Origin of the sequence: Labedella populi, from assembly GCF_004078655.1 — a bacterium.
In the GTDB taxonomy this organism is placed as follows: Bacteria; Actinomycetota; Actinomycetes; order Actinomycetales; family Microbacteriaceae; genus Labedella; species Labedella populi.
This window is the reverse complement of record NZ_RZNC01000005.1, coordinates 210,668-229,370: the sequence shown is the minus strand read 5'-3', so window position 1 is coordinate 229,370 and position 18,703 is coordinate 210,668. Positions and strand designations below refer to the sequence as shown.

Annotated in this window: 21 protein-coding genes; 16 read left to right on the top strand and 5 right to left on the bottom strand. The window is 68.0% G+C overall.

Annotated features, from left to right (window positions below):
• The 9 genes from ELQ92_RS13980 to ELQ92_RS13940 all read left to right on the top strand — a co-directional run.
• Nucleotides 1-1,307 (top strand): DUF7927 domain-containing protein (locus ELQ92_RS13980; RefSeq protein WP_133425031.1); only part of this gene is annotated, 1,307 nt, incomplete at its 5' end.
• Between the two features lie 154 nt (nt 1,308-1,461).
• The gene (locus ELQ92_RS16645) at nt 1,462-2,271 is read left to right on the top strand and encodes a TetR/AcrR family transcriptional regulator (protein ID WP_341811537.1); all 810 of its coding nucleotides are present in this window, start codon (nt 1,462-1,464) and stop codon (nt 2,269-2,271) included.
• Nucleotides 2,272-2,464: 193 nt separating this feature from the next.
• Nucleotides 2,465-3,601, top strand: a complete 1,137-nt coding sequence (locus tag ELQ92_RS13970; protein WP_128499924.1) for a M20/M25/M40 family metallo-hydrolase — start codon at nt 2,465-2,467, stop codon at nt 3,599-3,601.
• A gap of 82 nt (nt 3,602-3,683) precedes the next feature.
• Nucleotides 3,684-4,826 carry an FAD-dependent oxidoreductase gene (locus ELQ92_RS13965; RefSeq protein ID WP_208004394.1) on the top strand — a complete coding sequence of 381 codons (1,143 nt, stop codon included), beginning with the start codon at nt 3,684-3,686 and terminating at the stop codon, nt 4,824-4,826.
• Nucleotides 4,823-5,404 carry an amino acid synthesis family protein gene (locus ELQ92_RS13960; protein ID WP_128499923.1) on the top strand — a complete coding sequence of 194 codons (582 nt, stop codon included), beginning with the start codon at nt 4,823-4,825 and terminating at the stop codon, nt 5,402-5,404. Before ELQ92_RS13965 ends, ELQ92_RS13960 begins: the two co-directional genes overlap by 4 nt.
• Before the next feature lie 67 nt (nt 5,405-5,471).
• On the top strand, nt 5,472-6,251 hold the full coding sequence (locus ELQ92_RS13955) for a class II aldolase/adducin family protein (RefSeq protein ID WP_128499922.1): 780 nt from the start codon (nt 5,472-5,474) through the stop codon (nt 6,249-6,251).
• A gap of 54 nt (nt 6,252-6,305) precedes the next feature.
• Nucleotides 6,306-7,241: a 3-hydroxyacyl-CoA dehydrogenase NAD-binding domain-containing protein gene (locus ELQ92_RS13950; RefSeq protein ID WP_128499921.1), complete on the top strand. Its 936-nt coding sequence runs from the start codon at nt 6,306-6,308 to the stop codon at nt 7,239-7,241.
• A 24-nt stretch (nt 7,242-7,265) separates the two neighbouring features.
• On the top strand, nt 7,266-8,093 hold the full coding sequence (locus ELQ92_RS13945; RefSeq protein ID WP_166426800.1) for an alpha/beta fold hydrolase: 828 nt from the start codon (nt 7,266-7,268) through the stop codon (nt 8,091-8,093).
• A gap of 17 nt (nt 8,094-8,110) precedes the next feature.
• The gene (locus tag ELQ92_RS13940) at nt 8,111-8,569 is read left to right on the top strand and encodes a YbhB/YbcL family Raf kinase inhibitor-like protein (RefSeq protein ID WP_128499919.1); all 459 of its coding nucleotides are present in this window, start codon (nt 8,111-8,113) and stop codon (nt 8,567-8,569) included.
• Between the two features lie 464 nt (nt 8,570-9,033).
• Here ELQ92_RS13940 and ELQ92_RS13935 read toward each other — a convergent pair whose 3' ends face one another.
• A complete protein-coding gene (locus ELQ92_RS13935; protein ID WP_128499918.1) occupies nt 9,034-10,008 on the bottom strand; it encodes a MarR family winged helix-turn-helix transcriptional regulator in 975 nt (324 codons plus the stop codon).
• 89 nt (nt 10,009-10,097) lie between these two features.
• On the opposite strand from ELQ92_RS13935, the gene ELQ92_RS13930 reads away from it, so the two are divergent.
• The 7 genes from ELQ92_RS13930 to ELQ92_RS13900 all read left to right on the top strand — a co-directional run bounded on the left by ELQ92_RS13930 (nt 10,098) and on the right by ELQ92_RS13900 (nt 14,869).
• Nucleotides 10,098-10,658, top strand: a complete 561-nt coding sequence (locus tag ELQ92_RS13930; RefSeq protein ID WP_128499917.1) for an NADPH-dependent FMN reductase — start codon at nt 10,098-10,100, stop codon at nt 10,656-10,658.
• 146 nt (nt 10,659-10,804) lie between these two features.
• Nucleotides 10,805-11,002 (top strand): hypothetical protein, encoded by a 198-nt coding sequence (locus ELQ92_RS13925; protein WP_128499916.1) that lies wholly within the window; start codon nt 10,805-10,807, stop codon nt 11,000-11,002.
• 200 nt (nt 11,003-11,202) lie between these two features.
• Nucleotides 11,203-11,661, top strand: a complete 459-nt coding sequence (locus tag ELQ92_RS13920; protein WP_128499915.1) for a nuclear transport factor 2 family protein — start codon at nt 11,203-11,205, stop codon at nt 11,659-11,661.
• 3 nt (nt 11,662-11,664) lie between these two features.
• On the top strand, nt 11,665-12,855 hold the full coding sequence (locus ELQ92_RS13915; RefSeq protein WP_128499914.1) for a CE1758 family FMN-dependent luciferase-like monooxygenase: 1,191 nt from the start codon (nt 11,665-11,667) through the stop codon (nt 12,853-12,855).
• A 62-nt stretch (nt 12,856-12,917) separates the two neighbouring features.
• A complete protein-coding gene (locus ELQ92_RS13910) occupies nt 12,918-13,343 on the top strand; it encodes a MarR family winged helix-turn-helix transcriptional regulator (protein ID WP_128499951.1) in 426 nt (141 codons plus the stop codon).
• Nucleotides 13,340-14,020 (top strand): CE1759 family FMN reductase, encoded by a 681-nt coding sequence (locus ELQ92_RS13905; RefSeq protein ID WP_128499913.1) that lies wholly within the window; start codon nt 13,340-13,342, stop codon nt 14,018-14,020. Before ELQ92_RS13910 ends, ELQ92_RS13905 begins: the two co-directional genes overlap by 4 nt.
• A gap of 96 nt (nt 14,021-14,116) precedes the next feature.
• Nucleotides 14,117-14,869, top strand: coding sequence for an SDR family NAD(P)-dependent oxidoreductase (locus ELQ92_RS13900; RefSeq protein ID WP_128499912.1), 753 nt, complete (start codon nt 14,117-14,119; stop codon nt 14,867-14,869).
• Nucleotides 14,870-15,002: 133 nt separating this feature from the next.
• On the opposite strand, the gene ELQ92_RS13895 is transcribed toward ELQ92_RS13900, so the two are convergent.
• The 4 genes from ELQ92_RS13895 to ELQ92_RS13880 all read right to left on the bottom strand — a co-directional run bounded on the left by ELQ92_RS13895 (nt 15,003) and on the right by ELQ92_RS13880 (nt 18,632).
• On the bottom strand, nt 15,003-16,544 hold the full coding sequence (locus tag ELQ92_RS13895; protein WP_128499950.1) for a GMC family oxidoreductase: 1,542 nt from the start codon (nt 16,542-16,544) through the stop codon (nt 15,003-15,005).
• Between the two features lie 8 nt (nt 16,545-16,552).
• Complete coding sequence (gene pldH / locus ELQ92_RS13890) at nt 16,553-17,287, bottom strand: pyridoxal 4-dehydrogenase, SDR-type (protein ID WP_128499911.1); 735 nt, start codon at nt 17,285-17,287, stop codon at nt 16,553-16,555.
• Between the two features lie 76 nt (nt 17,288-17,363).
• Nucleotides 17,364-18,122 carry a 4-pyridoxolactonase gene (pldA, locus tag ELQ92_RS13885; protein WP_128499910.1) on the bottom strand — a complete coding sequence of 253 codons (759 nt, stop codon included), beginning with the start codon at nt 18,120-18,122 and terminating at the stop codon, nt 17,364-17,366.
• 117 nt (nt 18,123-18,239) lie between these two features.
• The gene (locus ELQ92_RS13880; RefSeq protein ID WP_128499909.1) at nt 18,240-18,632 is read right to left on the bottom strand and encodes a hypothetical protein; all 393 of its coding nucleotides are present in this window, start codon (nt 18,630-18,632) and stop codon (nt 18,240-18,242) included.
• Nucleotides 18,633-18,703: the final 71 nt, after the last annotated feature.

Below are 18,703 nucleotides of genomic sequence, written 5' to 3'. Positions count from 1 at the left end.
GCGATGAGCTCACCTACACGCTCACCTTCACCAACAGCGGCAACGCCGTCGGCGCCGTCGACTTCACCGACCACCTCGCGAACGTGCTCGACGACGCCGAGGTGACCGCGCAGCCGGTCTCCTCCCATGCTTCAGTCACGGCGAGCGCGGTCACCGACGAGCGCGTCGTGGTGTCCGGCACGCTCGCGCCCGCGCAGACGGTCACCGTCTCCTACACCGTGACGGTGGCGCCGGACGGGCAGCGCGGCGACGACGTGCTCGGGAACTACCTCGTGCGCGGCGATGCGGCTCCGCCGACCCAGTGCCTGGACGGAGACGTCGACTGCACGGTCAACCCGGTGCCCGAGATCGTGGACTCGAAGTCGGCGGATCCGGTGTCGGGCTCGTCGGTGGCGGCGGGTCAGACCGTCACCTACACGTTGTCGTTCCGTAACGACGGTGCGGCGGCGGGGGTGTTCGCCCGGGACGACGTGCTGACGGGGGTTCTCGACGATGCCGACCTCGTGGGCGAGCCAACCGTGGACGGCGACGGCGACATGGCGACCAAACTCGTGGACGATCGTCTCGTCGTGACGGGCTCGCTCGACCCGGGCGCCTCGGCGACCGTGTCGTACTCGGTCGTCATCCGTCCGTTCGCCCAGCAGAGCGACCACGTGCTGGGCAACGTCCTCGTCCGCGCGGGCGGGGAACCGCCGGCCACATGCGAGCCCCCGGAGGGTGAGGACGCCGATTGCACGGTGCATCCGGTCGGCGAGATCGCGGCGACGAAGTCCGTGGACCCGGCGTCGACGACGGCGGTGGAGCAGGGTGACGTGCTGACGTACACGCTCACGTTCCACAACACCGGGGCGGGTGCCGCAACGGTCGACTACCTGGACCGAATGGGCGATGTGCTCGACGATGCGACGCTCACCCGCTCGGCGCGGGCGTCGGTCGACGCGCTCGAGCTCGAATTCTCGGGCGACGTCCTCTCGATCGGTGGACGGCTCGAGGCCGGCGAGACGGCGACGGTGACCTACTCGGTCACGGTCATGGCCTACGACCGTCAGGGCAATCACGTCCTCGGGAACTACCTGGGGCTGAGCAACCAGAGCCCGACGGGGATGTGCGCCGACGGGAGTGCGCTGTGTACGACGAACCCGATCCAGGTGCCTCCTCCGCTCGCGATCACGGGCGGCACGATCGGCTTCGGTGCCATCGCCGCCGGTCTCATCGCGATCATCCTCGGCGGCGTGCTGCTGGTCGCGCGTCGTCGCCGCGAAGCCGGTGAGCCCGCCGAACGGGACGGCGAGGACGGAGCGCTCTAGCAGGCCCGCCGTCGTCGGACCCCCGCCGCCGACGCCCTCGAGACGATGCCCCGGCCGGCCGGATCCTCGGTCGGCCGGGGTGACCGTGCTCACGGCGGTGGCCGACGTCGCTGCGGCAATCGGCGCGGGTGCCCGGTTCCTCGTGAGTGCCGGCATGCTCGCCGCCCCGCAGACGCCGCCGATGCGGATGTTCCGCTGCTGCGGGCGCTGGCTCACCCCCCCAGGATGCGGTCGTCGCAGGCGACTCTGGACCGCATCGCCTTCCTGGTCCGCGAGGCTGTCGCCGAACTCGGCTGAGTGCCTTGGGACGACCCGGCTGACGTCCCGCCCTTCTCGGTCGTCCTCACGGACGATTGCCCAACACAACCAGCGCTCGCGGGATCTGCTTCTCGACGCGATCGAGCACCTCATCCTCGAGCGGCCCTATGAATCCATCTCGATGCGCGATGTCGCCGAGCGGGCGGGGATCAGTCGGACGGCGATCTACAACTACGCGCCGGACACCCTCACTCTGCTGATCGACGCGGCAAAGCGAGGCAGCGGAGAGGTCGACGCGGCGATCGCCGATCGGGCCGAGGACGACGCGATTCCTCCGTCGCGGCGCCTCCGCGACATCGTCGTCACGCTCCTCACGGAACACGCGCGGAGTACGAGCGCATTCCTCGCGATGCAGTCGATCGAACAGGCCCTGCAGCAGGAGCGCATCACGGTCGTCGTCATCCCCCTGCGCGACCGCATCGGCGACCGCATCCTCGGTGTCGTCGCCGCGGGCGTCGCCTCCGGTGAATTCGCGCCGGTCACAGACCCCGGCCTGACGCGAGCGCTCATGGTCGGCGTCATGCAGGCGGGGCTCCGGCGGGTGGGGAACTCGCGTCCGCTCAGCGTCGCCGAAGCCGACACCGTCGCCCTGTTCCTCATCCGCGCTCTGCAGGATCCGAAGCCGGGGTCCATCGCCCCCCGGTGACGCCCCGCTCGGGAACGGGGCCCGAGTCGACGGGCGAGGACGCGCGTGTGGCCGTGCCGGCACTGCAGCGGCCGACCTCTGTTAACCCCGTGTTACATTTCGCCCGATGCTGGACGACGGCGCGCATTGCATCATATGCTGACAATGCAGTCCCACATGGTAATAAACCGGGACTCGAGTGAAGGGGTGAGCGATGGCCGTCGACACGCACGACCGCGAGTTCCTGGATGCCGTGACCACCGCGACCCCGACGATCGAGTCGGTCGTCGACTTCGTCACCGCCCACCCCGAACTCGCGCACCAGGAGACGCAGTGCGCGGCACACCTGGTCGCGCAGCTCCGCGACGCCGGCTACGCCGTCACGGAGGGCGTCGCGGGTATGCGCACGGCGTTCCGGGCCGAACTCGCCTTCGGCGCTCCGGGCCGTTCCGTCGGCGTCATCGCCGTCTACGACGCGCCCGCCTCGATCGACGAGACGGGTGCCGTCGTCCCCGAGCACTCCTGCGGCCACGGCCCGCAATCGGGCGGCGTGATCGGCGCCGCTCTCGCCCTCGCTGCCGTCGGCGACCGGCTCGCCGGCTCCGTCGTCATCGTGGGTTGCCCCGCCGACGAGATCCACTCGCCGCTCACGCGCGAACTCGGGAGCGGCAAGGCCCTCACCGCCGCCCACGGCGTGTGGGACGACGTCGATGTCGTCCTCTACCCGCACCCCGAGTTCATCGACACCGTGTGGCCGTCATCCCTCCTCATGCGCCGCGAGACCGCGCGCGTCGTCGGTCGGCGCACGCTCCGCCGCGACGTCGTGTCCACGCCGCTCGCCGCCCTCGAGAACGTGTCGCGGATCGCCGCGGCCATCGACCCGGCCACCCTCATCATCGAGTCCGTCTCGGTCGACGGCGACGTCGAGGAGAACGCGGGCATGACCTTCGAGGCGAGCTTCCTCCTCTTCGCCTCGTCCGAGGCCGAACTCGACGCCCTCGCGGCCGAGGTCCACGACCTGCTCGGCCCGGCCGATTGGTCGCGCGGCGCCGCCATCTCCGCGGTCCGCCCCGACGCCGGTGTGACCGCGCTCGTCGGCGACGCCTTCGCCGCGGCGGGACGCGACTTCATCGCCGAACCCGACCCCCTCGCCTTCGCGACCGACTTCGGGAACGTCACACAGGTCGCTCGCGCAGCGATCGTCGGCGTCGGTCGCGCGGAGGGGTGGCGGTACCACACGCCCGACGGCACGGCGGAGTTCGCAGGAGCCGCCGGCAAAGAGAACGCGGTCGTGACCGCGCAGGTCATCGGCCTCTCCGTCATCCGGATCGCCGCGGCGACGGAGCTGTAGTGACTCCGATGACCCGGCCACACGCCGTGCGCGACACGGCCCACACAGCACGCACCATGCACAGAACAGATGGGAACGTCACATGACCGACAGCCGACGCCGCGCCGAGATCTCGGGCGGAGGCTTCGCGGGACTCACCGCGGCCACGGCCCTCGCCCAGAGGGGCTGGAAGGTTCGCGTGCACGAGCGCGCTCGCGAGCTGCGGGCGGAGGGTGCAGGCATCGTGCTCTGGAACAACAGCCTGCAGGTGCTCGACGCGATCGGCGCCGGTCCCGACCTCGCATCGCGATCGATGACGCCCCCCGCCTACGAGACGCGCATGAACAACGTCATCCAGTCGCAAGAGACGCTCGAGGGTGTCCGCTGGCGCACGATGACGCGGCCGCACCTGCACACGACCCTCCTCACCGCCGCTCGCGAATCGGGCGTCGAGATCCTCGCGGGATCCGAGGTCGTCGGCGCGACGGCGGACGGCGTCGTGAGCTTCTCGACGGGCGAGACCGCCGAGGCCGATCTCGTGATCGGCGCCGACGGAGTCGGCTCGGCGGTGCGCGACTCGCTCTCCATCCCCATGAAGCGCGAGCGTTCGGGCGACGGCATCACCCGGTTCCTCGTCCCTCGCCGGAAGGCCGAGCTGCAGGCGCTCGAACCCGACACGGAGTGGGACAACGTCATCGACTTCTGGAACCTCGACCCGCGCGTCCTCCGCGTCCTCTACACGCCGGCGAACGACGAGGAGCTCTACATCGCGCTCATGTCACCCTCCGCGGACGCCGACGGCTCCCGTGTGCCGATCGACCTCGAGCTGTGGACGTCGGTCTTCCCGCAGCTCGCCCCCGTGCTCGAGGCCGCCGCCGGCATCCAGGGCCGCTACTACGGCTACCAGACCACGCGGCTCGACCACTGGACCGAGGGGCGCGTCGCCCTCATCGGCGACTCGGCCCACGCCATGTGCCCGGCGCTCGCGCAAGGCGCCGGAACGGCGATGCAGAACGCGTACACCCTCGCCGTCGCGGCCGAAGCGGCCGCGGACGGCGACATGGCGGCGACCCTCGTCGAGTGGGAGCGACTCGAGCGCCCCATCACCGACCTCGCCCAGGACCGCTCGCAGTGGTACGCGGACACCCGCGAGATGGCGAAGGGCAACCAGTTCGTCGGGGAGAGCATCCAGACGGCCCTCTACAACCCCACCGACCCCCACCGACACGAGGTCCACGCATCATGAGCATCGACTCCATCTACAAGATCCGCGCCTGGCACTCCTTCGTCCAGGAGACGGTGCACGAGCTCGGACCGTCACCCGAGCAGCCGCTCGTGAAGGCCGCCGTCGCCGTGGTGTTCGAGAACCCGTTCGCCGGGCGCTGGGTGGAGGACCTCTCCCCCCTCACCGACGCGAGCGCCGGTCTCGGCACCGAGCTCGGCGAGCGCGCCGTCGCGCTCCTCGGCGGGAGACCCGTCGAGAGCTACGGCAAGGGCGGCCTCGTCGGCGTCAACGGCGAGCAGGAGCACATCGTCGCGTGCGTCACGACGGTCTTCGGCAACGCGCTCCGCGACGCCGTCGGCGGCGGGACGGCGTGGATCTCCTCGGCCTCGAAGGTCGCGGGGACCGGGGCGTCGATCGACATCCCCCTCGCCTTCAAGGACGAGGTCTATGTGCGATCCCACTACGACGCGATCACGCTCACCCTCCCCGACGCGCCCCGCCCCGACGAGATCGTCATCATCGCGGCCGTGGCCACGGGCGGTCGTGTCAACGCCCGCGTGGGCGGGATCACCGTCGCCGACGTGACCGCGCGCGGCTGACCCGCCGTCCAGAACCCAGCAGACCGACCAGACCCGACCCACGGACGAGAGACATCGAGGAGCACCCATGACCTACTCGCACACGCAGTACTTCGAGGACGCGTCGATCGCGTCGATCCTCGCGGACGTTGCGCGAGCCCACCGCATCCTCGAGCTCGAGGGCCACGGCGACATGTCCATGGGGCACTTGTCGTTCCGCGACCCCTTCGGCCGTGGCTTGTGGCTGAAGCGCGGCAACCTCGCCCTCAGCGAGGTCGACGCCGACGACTTCATCCTCATCAGCTTCGACGGCGACGTGCTCGAGGGCACCGGGCTGCGCCACCTCGAGTGGCCGCTGCACGCCGAGATCATGCGCGCCCGGCCCGACGTGAACTTCGTCGGACACTCGCACGCGCACTACTCGACGATCCTCGGCGCGTCCGAGGAGACGCTCAAGCCGTACAACAACCACGGCGTGTGGTTCGCGTACGAGGGCGTCCCACGATTCACCGAGACGAGCCACATCATCACGACGGTGCCGCTCGGCGTCGCCGCCGCGAAGACCCTCGGCGCCGCGCAAGCGATCCTCCTCGCCAACCACGGCGTCGCGTTCGTCGGCAGCACCGTCGCCGAGGTGACGCTCACCGGCATCTTCCTCGAGAAGGCCGCGCGCTTCCAGGTCGACCTCAAGGCCTCCGGCTTCGCACCCATCGAGCCGGACCCCGAGGAGACGAAGGAGAAGTTCGACCGGATCTACCCGGCGAAGGCGCAGTACAACTTCTGGACGTTCTTCAACCGGCGGCTCGAGCGCGTCGAGAGCGCGTTCGGCCTGGGGATCTCGCCCATCGCCCTGCCGCCGGGCATCTGACCCGCACCGCCAGACCACTCCACCCCTTCCCACCCCCGTGAAAGAGAGCACCTGATGAGCAGTCTTCCCACGATCGCCACCGTCATCGGTTCGGGCACGATGGGCCCCGGCATCGCCGCGACCCTCGCGCGGGCCGGCGCCACCGTGCGCCTGTACGACATCTCCCCCGATGCGATCGCCCGCGCCGAGGCCGCGTACGACGTCGTGCGCGGCGTGCTCGAGTCGGTCGATTCGCCGTCGGCGCCCGGCGGTTCCGTGAGCTTCGGCACCGACCTCGACGCGGCGCTCGCCGACACCGAGCTCATCATCGAGGCCGTCCCCGAGAAGCTCGAGCTCAAGCAGAAGGTCTTCGCGGACCTCGAGGCGCGCATCGGCGACGACGTCATCATCGCCACGAACACCTCGGGTATCCCCATCACCACCATGGCCGAGTCGATGACGGTGCCCGCGCGCCTCATCGGCATGCACTGGTCGAACCCGCCGCACCTCATCCCCATGATCGAGGTCATCCCCGGTGAGAAGACGTCGTCGGAGCTCGTCGACCAGCTCATCGAGATCGTGAAGGCGTTCAACTACGTGCCCGTCCTCGAGAAGGAGATCCCGGGCTTCGTCGAGAACCGCGTCCTCTACGCGATTCTCCGCGAGTGCATGGCGCTGCTCGAGGAGGGCATCGTGACGCCCGAGGGCCTCGACGCGTGCGTCAAGTGGGGCATCGGCTACAAGCTGTCCGTCGTGGGCCCGACGCGCCTTCTCGACATGGCCGGACTCGACATCTACCAGGCCGTGTCCGGTTACCTGAACAAGGACCTCGACGCGAGCACCGACACCCCGCAGTTCATCAAGGACAAGATCGCGGCCGGTCAGCTCGGCTTCAAGACCAACGGCGGCATGTACGAGTACGGCGACGGCGACGTCGACGCGAAGCGCAAGGAGATCATCACGGGTCTCATCGCGGCGCGGAAGACGCTCGCCTCGATCCCCAACGTCTGATCGGGGACGTCGATGGGTTCCGCGGTGACCGTCGTCGACATCGGCGACGGTCTCTCCCGCACCCGGGGCGCGGCGGTCGACGTCGCGTTCCGGGTGCGGGGGAGCGGTCCTGCTGTGGTGCTGCTGCACGGCACGTCGGCGAACCACGCGGTGTGGGAGCCGGTCGGCGATGTGCTCGCCGAGAACGCGACGGTCGTCGCACTCGACCAGCGCGGGCACGGCCGGAGCGACAAGCCCGCCACCGGGTATCGCGGTGAGGACTTCGTATCGGACGTGGAGACTGTGCTCGACGCCCTCGGCATCGAGCGCGCCGTCGTCGCGGGCCACTCGCTCGGCGGCCGCAACGCCTGGCTCGCCGCCGCGCGCCTCCCGGATCGCGTGAGCGGTGCCGTCGTCGTCGACTACACGCCGTACGTCGAGCCGGCGGTCCTCGACGAGCTCGACGTCCGCGTCGCCCGCGGCTTCCGATCGTTCGCGGATCGCGCCGAGGTCGAGCAGTACCTCCGCGACCGTTACGCCGCGATCCTCCCGGGTTCCATCTCGCGCCGCGCCCTCTGGGGCTACGGCCCCACCGAGGACGGCCGACTCGAGCCGCTCGCCTCACCGAGGGCGATGACCCAGCTCATCGAGGGCTTCCGGACCCCGTACGACGAGGAGTTCCGGAGCGTCCGGGTGCCGATGACGCACCTCCGCGGCCGGGGGAGCGCAATCGTCAGCGAGGCCGCATGGGCTCGTGCGATGATCGACCGCCCGGACGACCTCTTCGTCGTCGTCGACGACACCGACCACTACATCCCCGAGGAGCGCCCCGCGCTCGTCGCCGCCGAGATCACCTCCGTTCTCGGAATCTGACCGAAAGGACGACCACCATGCCCCTCTTCATCGCCGACCTCGCCGTCTCGAGCCCCGACATCGAGAACCTCGGTGCCATCCCCCTGAACTTCACCGCAGACGGCGGCAACGACACCCCGTCGATCGAGATCTCGGGAGCCCCCGAGGGCACCGTCGAGCTCGCACTCATCGTCAACGACCCCGACGCTCCGCTTGCGCAGGGCTTCACCCACTGGGTGGTCTACGGCATCGCGCCCGACGCGACGACGCTCGACCTCTCGGCCCCCGGCGTCCGCGTCGCCCCGAACGGCGCCGGCCAGGCTGCGTACTTCGGACCGCAGCCGCCCGTGGGTCACGGCGTGCACCACTACTTCTTCTTCCTCTACGCGTTGGGCACTCCGGTCGAGGGCGACCCGTCGCGCGAGGAGTTCCTCGCGACCTACGCCGACTCGATCATCGAGCAGGCACGCTTCGTGGGCACCTTCCGCCGCGACTGACCCCGCCGAACCCCCTCGTCGCGACGAGGTTGTGAACGTCGAGATCCGGCAAGAGCAGATTGCGAGATCCCTCGATCGCGATACCGATAGGCGCGTCCCGGCTGATCGTTGCCGTCGACTCGGGACGCGGTCGTATTGCAACGGCGGCTTGGCGTGCGAGGCCCGGAGCGCGCGTGCTGCGCGGGTGGGGAAATGGTCCTGGTCATTCCGCGAGGTTGCCAACCGCTTCGCGGTCGATGCCTCCGCCCAGGAGGCTGGGGATTCACGTCGGTCGCGGCCAATGCCGGCGAGTGACGGATCTCATCATCAGAACGCTGAGCGGCCGGCGCGGTCGAGCATCAAGACTCGGAATGACCTGGTCGCCAGAAGGAAACGAGGTGACTGGGGCTCTCAGGAGAACCGGGTTCGGCCGCCTCCGGGCGCGACAGACGCGCGGCAAGATGTCGTCGCGACGGCCGCGTTTGCTATCCGTGGAAAGTTTCTGATCCGGGGGCTCTCGGGCTGGGCGACCCTCCACGCAATTTCCGGAGCAGGACCCCGAGCTGAGCGACTTCGGCGGATGTGAGCCGGTCGGAGGCGAACTGGTCGACTTCGTCGCGCACGGCGGCCGACGCCCCTCGTAGGACGGCTTCGCCGGCAGCGGTGACCGACAAGAGGGACGCGCGGGCGTCACCGGGGTCTGAGCTGCGTTCGAGAAGCCCGGCTGCTTCGAGGCGGGAGAGCAACTTGCTGGCACCACCTTCTGTGATGGAGAGGTCACGTGCGACATCAGCGCCACGGCTGCGGCCGCGAGCCGCCACGACGCGGAGCGATTCATACCACGACGCGGGTACTCCTGCTTCGGCGCGGGTGCGGGACTCGACGCTGTTCCACAGAACGATCTGAGATCGCACGAGATCGTCGAAGAGTTGTGCCGAATCGTGCCGCCCGCGAGTGATACCGCTGTCCGGAGGGCTTTCGCTCCTGCTCTCGAGACCGTCTTCGGAGTCAGCGCGTTCGGCGACCGCGTCGAGGTAGCGGGCGATCTCTCCGGCTACGGCAGGATCGACTGGCGGCTTGAGGATCATCGCTCGCAGTTCGTGCGCGCGCGACGACTCATCCAACAAAGCCTGGCCAGCCGGGGTGATGCGTACCTGATTTCCGCGTCCATCGACGACGCACTCTTCGCGCTCGACCAGTTCACGGCGCTCGAGCGCCGTGACTGCGCGCGAGGCGCGACTGAAGGACAGCCCTCCGCGGGCGGCGATCTCGCCGATTCTCACCGAAGCGGGGGCATCATCGCCGAGGCCGAGCAGGACGTCGAACTCGACGAGCGTCACACCGCTCGTGGCGGCGAGTTCCCGCTCGAGCCGCCGGGGCACTGCGGCCGCTGCACGGAGGATGCCGCTCCACAACCTGTCCTCGGTGCGCAGGATGCGCCCTCGTTCGTTCGGCGTCATGTCGAGATCCTACAGGTGCTTGCGTACGCAAGGACGTTGTGTAATGTCATTACTTGCAAATGCATATATCTCCACGAAAGGACACGTCCATGGCAGACCTCAAGATCGCGATCATCCTCGGAAGCACTCGCCCCGGCCGCAACGGCAAGGGAGTAGCGGACTGGGTGTTCGCGAAGGCATCCGAGCGCACCGCGGCCGACTACGAGCTCATCGACCTCCTCGACTATCCGCTGCCGCACCTCGATGAGGCTGTCCCGCCGTCGATGGGCCAGTACACGAACGACCACACCAAGCAGTGGGCACAGAAGATCGCTTCATTCGACGGCTTCATCTTCGTCACCCCTGAGTACAACCACTCGACGTCGGGCGTGCTGAAGAACGCGATCGACTATGTCTACGCCGAATGGAACAACAAGGCCGCCGGTTTCGTGGCCTACGGTTCGCTGGGGGGCGCCCGAGCCATCGAGCACCTGCGCGGCATCTCTGCCGAACTGCAGCTCGCCGATGTGCGCCAGCAATTGAGCTTCTCACTGTTCACCGACTTCGAGAACTTCAGCACTTTCGCTCCGGGTCCTCAGCACGACGGCGCAGCTGTCGTGCTGTTCGATCAGCTCGAGGCCTGGGCTGGCGCGATGAAGACGCTCCGCTAGGAGCCACCCGGCGGGCGGAGCGTAATCAGGCGCTTCGCCCGCTTTCCCTCTCGCCAGAACTGCGTCCGCGGCACGCTGGCTCTCGTCGGTGCTGCTCGCTCCGGCACAACGGCCTCGTTCGAAATCGGCGACTCTCTCATCAAGGGGTGGACCTTCAAGACCATCGTGCAGGGAAGCTCGGTCCCACAGGTGTTCATCCCCAGATCATCGATCTCTGGCGGCACGGCTCGTTCCCGTTAGAAAAGCTCGTCCGCGAGTACCCGTTGAGCGGTATCAACCAGGCGTTCGAGGACTCCCGCACCGGCCTCACCGTGAAGTCGGTCGCCATCATGCCCGAAGCCTGACTGCCGACCCGTCACCAGGTGACGGAGGCGGTGACTCGGTACGAACGGAACGATCACGCCGTGGTCGTGCTGGGCGCGGTCCTCCTGGCACGTCGAGAGAATTCCGCGCATGTATTTTGAATGACTGGGAATGTATTGACGCAACGTTCGGTTCCTCCCTCTGTAGGCGGACTGCCTACGACCTGAACAAGGAGATCATCATGGCCACCCCGCTCGAAATCGTTCAACAGCTTCTGAGCAATCCGACCGACGCCGACAACGTCAACGCGATCCTCGCACCCGATGCGAAGTACGTCTCCCTCAATTTCGACACCCCGGACCTGCAGCGCATCATGCCGTGGGCCGGCAGCCATGACGAGCCAGGCGCCCTGCTGCAGACCTTCACCGACGTCAACCGGTATTGGACGAACGAGGCCTTCGAGATCACCGACTGGATCGAGCAGGACGGCAGCGTCGCGGCCTTCGGATCGTTCACCTACCGTTCGACAGTGCTCGGCAAGCAGGTCACGTCCGCCGTCGCCATCCTCGCGAAGGTGGTGGACCAGAAGGTCACGTACATGCAGTTCATGGAAGACACCTTCGCGACCGCCCGCTCCTTCCGCTCCGGCGGAACATGGACGATCCAGTCAAACCCCGACGGCACGACAATCGAGGTCTGAGTCATGCAGTTCGGAATCTTCTCGGTCAGCGACATCACCGCCGACCCGACGAGCGGCTCCACCCCGAGTGAGGCGGAGCGTATCGAGGGCACCGTGCTGATCGCGCGGAAGGCGGAGGAGGTGGGGCTCGATGTCTTCGCGATCGGCGAGCACCACAACCCCCCGTTCTTCTCCTCGTCCCCCACGGCGCTCCTGTCGCACATCGCTGCGCTCACCGAGCGGCTGATCCTGTCGACATCGGTGACTCTGGTCACCACGAATGACCCGGTGCGCCTCGCCGAGGAGTACGCGATGGCTCAGCACCTGGCCAAAGGGCGCCTCGACCTTACGCTGGGGCGCGGCAATACGGTGCCCGTCTACCCCTGGTTCGGGAAGGACATCAGACAGGGATTGCATCTGGCGCTGGAGAACTACAATCTGCTGCATCGGCTCTGGCGCGAGGACGTCGTCGACTGGGAGGGGCAGTTCCGGACGGCGCTCCAAGGCTTCACGTCGACGCCCCGCCCACTGGACGACGTTCCCCCGTTCATATGGCACGGCTCCATCCGCACTCCGGAGATCGCCGAGCAGGCCGCGTACTACGGCAATGGGTTCTTCGCGAACAACCTCTTCGCCCCCATCGGCCATTTCAAACCACTCGTCGAGTTCTACCGTCAGCGATTCGAGCACTATGGACACGGAACTCAGGAGCAGGCCATCGTCGGTCTCGGCGGTCAGGCATTCATCGCGAAGAGATCGCAGGATGCATTCGACGGTCTCCGCCCCTACTTCGCGAAGGCGCCCGTCTACGATCACAGTCTCACTCTCGAGCAATGGGCCGAGAGAAGTCCCCTCGCGGTAGGCAGCCCTCAGCAGGTGATCGACAAGACACTCGAACAGCAGGAGATCTTCGGCGACTACCAGCGCCAGCTCTGGATCATGGACCACTCCGGGCTGCCGACCAAGACGGTCCTCGAACAGCTCGACCTCCTGGGCGAAGAGGTCGTGCCCGTGCTCCGCACGGAGATGGCCGCACGCCGCTCGCCTGGCGCCGCCGAAGCGCCGACCCATGGGTCACTGGTGAGGGCGAAGTACGGAGACGGCGAACCCCGCCAGCCGCGCCCGAACGCCAACCGTGGCGACAACGTCACCGGCACCTCGCCGTACCAGGACAGTGATCCGTCCCAGCCTGCCCGTCATCCGGTGTTCCAGTGACCCCCGATACCCGTCTCGCCAACGAGGCCTGGGAGGCGCTCTTTCGCGCTCAGGTTCTCTTGATGCGCCGATTCGCTGACGATGACATCTGGATCGAGGTGACGCAGAACGAATACGACGTGCTCTACACCCTCTCGAAGGCGCCGGACGGTCTCAGTATGGTCGAGGTCAATCGCGGCATTTTGATGTCCCAGGGTGGAGTGTCGCGACTCGTCCAAAGGCTCGTCGGCCGCGGCCTCATCGAACGGTGCACCGATGCGCGCGACCGTCGCGCGTCATCTCTCCGTCTGACACGTGAGGGGGCGGAACTGCAGCGCACCGTCGGACGGCGGCACGCCCGCTCGGTCGCAGAGGCAATGCAGCGAGCTCTCGATACCGAAGACCTCCGGCTCATACGCGAACTCGGTCGGAGGATCGTCGCGTCGGAAGGCAACTCGAGGACACCGTCATCACAGGCACCCGTGAAACGTGAGGAAGAACTGACATGACCGAACTCGACTCGGAGACGCGACGCCTCGTCATCGTGAACGCAGGCACGAGCGACCCCTCCTCGTCCCGGATGCTCGCGGATCGCATCGCTGGAAAGACGATCGATCGGCTGAACGCGGATGGCATTCACGCCATCGTCCAGACGATCGACCTCGGGCCCCTCGCGGGCGAGGTCGGTCACGCCATCGTCTCCGGCACTCCGGAGGGTGCTCTCGCCGAGGCGATCCTGTCGTTGGCCGGTGCCGACGGCGTGATCGCGACGACGCCCGTGTACAAGGGCGGTATGAGCGGATTGTTCAAGTCGTTCGTGGATGTCCTGGACAACGACCTCCTGATCGCGACGCCGGTGGTGCTGGCGGCGACAGCCGGCAGTGCACGCCACGCCCTCGTCATCGACGACCAACTCCGTCCGCTCTTCGCCTTCATGAGGTCGCTGCCGACACCTACGTCCGTGTTCGCCGCGCCGGAGGACTGGGGTGACCCCGCTCTGGGGAAGCGTATCGATCGCGCGGCCCTCGAGCTGTCGGCGCTCGTTGGAAGCGGGATCGCCGCAAAGATCAGCACCGAGGGGTGGAAGAACTATCAGCACGGCTGGGGTGGCGTCGCCGCAGGACAGGACGCCTACGCCGTCGATCTCGGTAGCGACCTCATGCGGATCGCGGCCGGCGGGCGATGACACTGTCGGAGTTCGCTCTGTCACGTCCGCACACGGCATGAAAAGCGTCCGATGCGACAGTCGCATCGGAATTCTCAAGAAGAAAGAAGGGCCATCGTGGCCAGATTCGACAACAAGGTAGCGATCGTCACCGGAGGAGGAAGCGGCATCGGGGCGGAGATCTCCCGCGAACTCGCCGAGGAAGGAGCCTCCGTCGTCATCACCGACATCAAGATCGAGGCCGCGCAGACGGTCGTCGACGAGATCGTCGCGGCCGGAGGAAGAGCTGCCGCGTTCGCCCAGAACACCGCGAAGTGGCAGGACTCGGAGGCAGCCGTCGCCTTCGCGCAGGCGACGTTCGGTGGTCTCCACCTCGCCGTGAACAACGCCGGTATCGGCGCAGCGCCGCAGACCATCGGTGATTACGACATCGCCGCCTGGGACCGAGTGCGGGCTGTCGACCTCGACGGTGTCTTCTACGGTCTCAAGTTCCAGCTTCCGGCGATCGTCGCCGCGGGCGGCGGTGCCATCGTGAACATGGCCTCTGTCCTCGGCTCCGTCGGCATCGCGCAGAACGCCGCCTACGTGACGAGCAAGCACGCGCTCATCGGTCTGACGAAGGTGGCCGCGCTCGAGTACACGTCGCAGGGCGTCCGTACCAACGCCGTCGGACCCGGCTTCATCGACACTCCGCTGGTGCGCTCGAGTCTCTCGCCCGAGGCGCTCACCGCGCTCGAAGGCGAACACGCCTCCCGCCGTCTTGGTACCGACAAGGAGGTCGCTGCGCTCACGCTGTTTCTCTTGAGCGATGCCGCGTCCTTCATCTCCGGCAGCTATCACCTCGTCGACGGTGGTTACTCAGCGCACTGATTCCGCAACCAACGGCTGCCCGCCCGCGGTCATCGCAGGTGGGCAGCCGCGGGCATCAGATCCTGCAACGAGCTCAAAAGACTTGAGACCGGCCGCTGCATGTGTCCGACCTCGTGTTTTCACCGGACGCGGGTCAGCCGCCGAAGCGCGCCGCGAAGGACTCGGCGATCGCGATGACCGCGGCGTGGACCGGGCCGGCCGTGATCGACGGGATCACGGACGCGTCGACGACGTGGAGGTTGTCGAGGCCGCGGAAGCGCAGGTCCGGCGTGACGGGGGCGTCGTCGGCGGAGCCTATCGCGAGCGTGCCGACGGGGTGGTGGTGCGTGATCGCGGCGCGCGCGATGAAGGCATCCGCCTCGTCGGGTGTGGACACGGATGGGCCGGGCAGCACCTCGGCGTCCCGCCAGTGGGCGAGTTCGTCCGATCGGCCGACCATGCGGGCGTGCTCCAGCGCCAGCCGGAACATCTCGCGGTCGTGGGCGGTGTCGAGGTAGTTCGGGTCGATCACGGGCTCATCGCCGATGTCCGAACCCGAGATGCGGAGCGATCCGCGGCTCGTCGGGTTGGTGACTCCGAAGAGGAGCGTGTAGCCGGCGCCCGGCAGGACGTGCGCGGCCTCGGCCGTGAACGACTCGGACGCGCTCGGGCCGACGACGCAGCCCACCACGATGTCGGCCTCGCCGGTCGTCCGCTCCCAGCCGTCCTTCGACAGGTACGTCATCGACTCGGACAGCTGCAGACGGCTCGCAGGCACGGGAATGCGCGAGGAGTAGAGGTTGCCGGCGCCGAGCAGGTGGTCGTGCAGGTTCTTGCCGACCTGCCGCGACTCGATGAGCGTGTCAACGCCGGCCGCCGAGAGAACAACGGGATCGCCGACGCCCGAGCGCATCAGGAGGAGGGGGTCGCCGATGGAGCCGCCGGTGAGGATGACCTCGTCGGCCTCGAGGATTTCGTCCTGGCCGTCGCGCGTGACGGCGACACCGGAGACCCGCGCGTCCGAGAACAGGAGACGGTGGACGGTCACGCCCGTGAGCAGGGTCAGGTTCGGCCGGCCGAGCACGGGGTCGAGGTAGACGTCCGACACCGTGACGCGCTGTCCGTCGCGGATCGTGAGCGAGTTCGGGGTGGCGCCGAGCATCTCGCCTTGACTGTGGTCGGGGATCCGCGCGACGCCGAGCGCCTCCCACGCCGCGAGGTAGTCGAGCACGAGCGGGCTCGACAGGTCCGGGCCCGGCAGCAGGACGGGGAGCGGACCGGCGTCGCCGTGCACGTCGCTCGCGCCGCCGGAGAACGTCTCGGAACGGATGAAGGCGGGAAGGAGCGCGTCCCACGACCAGCGGTCGTCGCCCGTCGCCTCGACCCACCGGTCGAAGTCGGCGCGGCAGCCGCGCATGTGCGCCATCGCGTGCACGAGGCTCGACCCACCGGGCCCCCGGCCGCGCGCCCAATCGAGCGATCGGCCGGCGAGCCCCGGTTGCGGGGTTGTGCGGTACGACCAGTCGTACGAGCGACCGTGGATGAACGGCCACAGCTCCGGCCGTCGCATCTCGGGATCGGTCACACGCTCACCGGCCTCGAGCACGGTCACGCGGCGGGACGGATCGGCGCTCAAGCGATTCGCGATGACGCTCCCCGCCGAGCCCGCCCCGATGATGAGGACGTCGGAACCCATGGCGGCGCTCAGTTGCGTGTGTGGCCGGCGTCGACCACGAGCGTCTGGCCCGTGATCCACCCAGCCTTCTCCGAGGCGAGGAACGCGACGGCGGGCGCCACATCCTGCGGGAGCCCGCGGCGGTCGAAGGCCTGCATCGGCACGACGTAGTCGAAGCCCGACTCGTGCGGGCCGGAGAGCACGCCCTCACTTGCGATGATGCCGGGAGCGACCGCGTTGATCGTGATGCCGAGCGGGCCGAGCTCGCCCGCGAGCCCGCGGACGAGGCCGATCGAGGCGCCCTTCGTCGCGACGTAGTGGGCGCAGTCGGGGGTGCCGGCGACGAAGGTGTTCGAGGCGATGTTCACGATGCGACCGTAGCCCGCCTCACCCATGACCGCGGTGACGGCGTGTGTCATGAGGTAGATGCCGTCGAGGTTCACCGACATGACCTTGCGCCACTCCTCGAAGGAGATCTCCGCCCAGGGTGTCAACGGCACAAGGGCGGCGTTGTTGACGAGCACGTCGATGCGGCCGAACTCCTCGACGACTTCGGCGACGACGGCGGCGACGCGCTCGGGGTCGCTCACGTCGAGGATCTTCGCGACGCCGGAGTTGCGCTCGGCGACGGCGGCGGCGCCCTCTGCGTTGACGTCGGCTACGACGACGGTCATGCCGTCGGCGGCGAGCTCGTCGGCGATGGCGGCGCCGATGCCCTGGGCCGCTCCGGTGATGAGGGCGACGCGTTTCGTGGACTCGGGCATGTCGGGTTCCTCTGATTCGGGTGGTGCACTGCTGATGGGAGAGTCGTGCGGGAGACGGGGAGGGAAGCTGATCGGCCTAGGAACCGCCGTAGTACTCGGGGGCGAGCTTCCAGCCCTCGAACGAGGCGAGCTCGTGCGACGGGTAGATGTCGGCGTCCTTCGTGCGTGCGAGGTAGTTGAGACGGCGGATCGCCTGGACCGACTTGGCGGGGTCGAGGTGGAAGCCCGCGATCCACTCCTTCTCGAGCGTCGTCCGTGTGTAGGCGGCGTCGCCGCAGAACAGCATGTTCTTCTCGTTCTCGAGCTCGACGAGCAGGGAGTAGTGACCGATCGTGTGACCGGGCGTCTCGAAGAGCCAGACCCCGGGGACGATCTCGTAGTCGCCCGAGATGGGGCGGTACTGGACGTCCGCGTGATCGAAGGACATGTCGGAGTAGCCGAGCCGCTCGAACGGCTCGGGCACCTTCGCGTGACGCAGCTCCTCGGTGTGTACGAGGGTCGTCGCCTTCGTGAGGTGCTTGTTGCCGCCCACGTGGTCGAAGTGGAAGTGCGAGTTGACGACGATGTCGACGTCGTCCGGCGTGAAGCCGCACGCGGCGAGCTGCGCGGGGATCGTCTGCTCGGGCGTCTGCAGCGGGAGTTCGAAGGGGAGCACCTTGTTGACGTGGTCGAGGTCGAAGCCCGTGTCGTAGAGGATGAGCGCGTCCGGGTGCTCGATGAGCACGCTGTAGACGGGGAAGCGGACCGGGTTGCCGGCGTTGATGTGCCAATGCACGTCCGACTCGTCGATCACGAGAGTCCCTCCGTCGAGGAGGTATACCTTCGGGTCCGTCATGGCGGTACTCGCTTCCTGGAAATTATCACTCCGCGTTAAGTGATGATCACGTTATGAGAAGCGATTCTCAACTGTCAAGGAATCGGCCGCGAGTTTACGGACCGGAAACACCGAGCCTCAGTCGGCCGCGACGGCAGGGAAGTCCTCGAACATCGGCATGCCCGTGTAGTAGGCCCAGCGGTAGCAGTGCTCGAGCATGGGTTCCGCCGCGAAGTCGCCGACGCACGTCGCGTCCTGGTAGCGGTCACCGCTGTCGTCCACGTAATGCGCGCGGCAGAGCACGCGCCACGACGTGTCGCTCACGCTCTCGTCCTCGATGGGATGATCGGAGGGAAGCCAGCACTCGGTACGGGTGATCGCCTCCGGGTCGACGTTCGACGTCGGGCCGGCGACGGCGGCCAGCGTAGCGAGCGCTTCCTCGTCCTCCTCGGAGAGCGGAGGGGCCGAGCTGCAGGCCGCGAGGGTCGAGGCGAGCAGGACGGCGAGCATGGCGTGGATGGAGCGACTCATGGGTACAACCTCCCGCAGACGGCGTCGACCGGCAGTGTTTCCGACAGGTAACAAGTGAATTTCGTGCTTGG

Bases quoted from the DNA above. Each gene is read 5' to 3' on its own strand.
- ELQ92_RS16645 (WP_341811537.1), top strand. From the start codon at position 1,462: ATGCTCGCCGCCCCGCAGACGCCGCCGATGCGGATGTTCCGCTGCTGC.
- ELQ92_RS13970 (WP_128499924.1), top strand. From the start codon at position 2,465: ATGGCCGTCGACACGCACGACCGCGAGTTCCTGGATGCCGTGACCACC.
- ELQ92_RS13965 (WP_208004394.1), top strand. From the start codon at position 3,684: ATGACCGACAGCCGACGCCGCGCCGAGATCTCGGGCGGAGGCTTCGCG.
- ELQ92_RS13960 (WP_128499923.1), top strand. From the start codon at position 4,823: ATGAGCATCGACTCCATCTACAAGATCCGCGCCTGGCACTCCTTCGTC.
- ELQ92_RS13955 (WP_128499922.1), top strand. From the start codon at position 5,472: ATGACCTACTCGCACACGCAGTACTTCGAGGACGCGTCGATCGCGTCG.
- ELQ92_RS13950 (WP_128499921.1), top strand. From the start codon at position 6,306: ATGAGCAGTCTTCCCACGATCGCCACCGTCATCGGTTCGGGCACGATG.
- ELQ92_RS13940 (WP_128499919.1), top strand. From the start codon at position 8,111: ATGCCCCTCTTCATCGCCGACCTCGCCGTCTCGAGCCCCGACATCGAG.
- ELQ92_RS13935 (WP_128499918.1), bottom strand. From the start codon at position 10,008: ATGACGCCGAACGAACGAGGGCGCATCCTGCGCACCGAGGACAGGTTG.
- ELQ92_RS13930 (WP_128499917.1), top strand. From the start codon at position 10,098: ATGGCAGACCTCAAGATCGCGATCATCCTCGGAAGCACTCGCCCCGGC.
- ELQ92_RS13920 (WP_128499915.1), top strand. From the start codon at position 11,203: ATGGCCACCCCGCTCGAAATCGTTCAACAGCTTCTGAGCAATCCGACC.
- ELQ92_RS13915 (WP_128499914.1), top strand. From the start codon at position 11,665: ATGCAGTTCGGAATCTTCTCGGTCAGCGACATCACCGCCGACCCGACG.
- ELQ92_RS13910 (WP_128499951.1), top strand. From the start codon at position 12,918: ATGCGCCGATTCGCTGACGATGACATCTGGATCGAGGTGACGCAGAAC.
- ELQ92_RS13905 (WP_128499913.1), top strand. From the start codon at position 13,340: ATGACCGAACTCGACTCGGAGACGCGACGCCTCGTCATCGTGAACGCA.
- ELQ92_RS13895 (WP_128499950.1), bottom strand. From the start codon at position 16,544: ATGGGTTCCGACGTCCTCATCATCGGGGCGGGCTCGGCGGGGAGCGTC.
- pldH (WP_128499911.1), bottom strand. From the start codon at position 17,287: ATGCCCGAGTCCACGAAACGCGTCGCCCTCATCACCGGAGCGGCCCAG.
- pldA (WP_128499910.1), bottom strand. From the start codon at position 18,122: ATGACGGACCCGAAGGTATACCTCCTCGACGGAGGGACTCTCGTGATC.
- ELQ92_RS13880 (WP_128499909.1), bottom strand. From the start codon at position 18,632: ATGAGTCGCTCCATCCACGCCATGCTCGCCGTCCTGCTCGCCTCGACC.